Below are 1,170 nucleotides of genomic sequence, written 5' to 3'. Positions count from 1 at the left end.
GACTTCCGCCACGACGCCGGCGCCCACCGTGCGGCCACCCTCGCGAACCGCGAAGCGCAGCTCCTTCTCCATGGCCACCGGGGTGATGAGCTCCACCTCGATGGCGATGTTGTCGCCCGGCATCACCATTTCGACGTTCTCCGGCAGCTTCACCGAGCCCGTCACGTCCGTGGTGCGAAAGTAGAACTGCGGACGGTACCCCTTGAAGAACGGGGTGTGACGGCCACCCTCTTCCTTCGAGAGCACGTAGATCTGCGCCTTGAACTTGGTGTGCGGGGTGATGCTGCCCGGCTTGGCCAGCACCTGGCCGCGCTCCATGTCCTCGCGCTTCAGGCCACGCACCAGCGCGCCGATGTTGTCGCCCGCCATGCCCTGGTCCAGCAGCTTGCGGAACATCTCCACGCCCGTGACGACCGTCTTCTGCGTCGGACGCAGACCGACGACTTCCACTTCCTCGCCGACCTTGATGATTCCGCGCTCGACGCGGCCGGTGGCCACCGTACCGCGGCCGGAGATGGAGAACACGTCCTCCACCGGCATCAGGAAGGGCTTGTCCGTCGCGCGCTGCGGCGTCGGGATGTAGCTGTCCACCGCCTCCATCAGCTTCAGGACGGCCGGCTCGCCGATGTCGCTGGTGTCACCCTCCAGCGCCTTGAGCGCGGAGCCCGGGATGATGGGGATGTCGTCGCCAGGGAACTCGTACTTCTTGAGCAGGTCGCGGACTTCCATCTCCACGAGCTCGCGCAGCTCGGGGTCGTCCAGCATGTCCACCTTGTTCAGGAAGACCACGATGTACGGAACACCGACCTGACGCGCCAGCAGGATGTGCTCGCGCGTCTGCGGCATCGGGCCGTCCGCCGCCGACACCACCAGGATGGCGCCGTCCATCTGCGCCGCGCCCGTGATCATGTTCTTCACGTAGTCGGCGTGACCCGGGCAGTCGACGTGGGCGTAGTGCCGGTTCGCCGTCTGGTACTCGACGTGCGCGGTGGAGATGGTGATGCCGCGCTCACGCTCCTCCGGCGCCTTGTCAATCATGTCGTACGCCAGAAACGTGGCGCCGCCCGTCTTCGCCAGCACCTTCGTGATGGCGGCCGTCAGCGACGTCTTGCCGTGGTCCACGTGTCCGATCGTGCCGATGTTCACGTGGGGCTTGTTACGCTCGAACTT

The 1,170-nt window shown here is 66.1% G+C and carries 1 protein-coding gene; it reads right to left on the bottom strand.

Annotation, left to right across the window (positions count from 1 at the left end):
- Positions 1-1,170, bottom strand: a 1,170-nt coding sequence (gene tuf, locus HV826_RS36330; protein ID WP_176421568.1) for an elongation factor Tu, incomplete at both ends; no start/stop codon positions are given.

This window comes from Myxococcus sp. AM010 (assembly GCF_013372585.1).
Lineage (GTDB): Bacteria > Myxococcota > Myxococcia > Myxococcales > Myxococcaceae > Myxococcus > Myxococcus vastator.
This window is presented reverse-complemented; position numbering and strand designations above follow the sequence as displayed.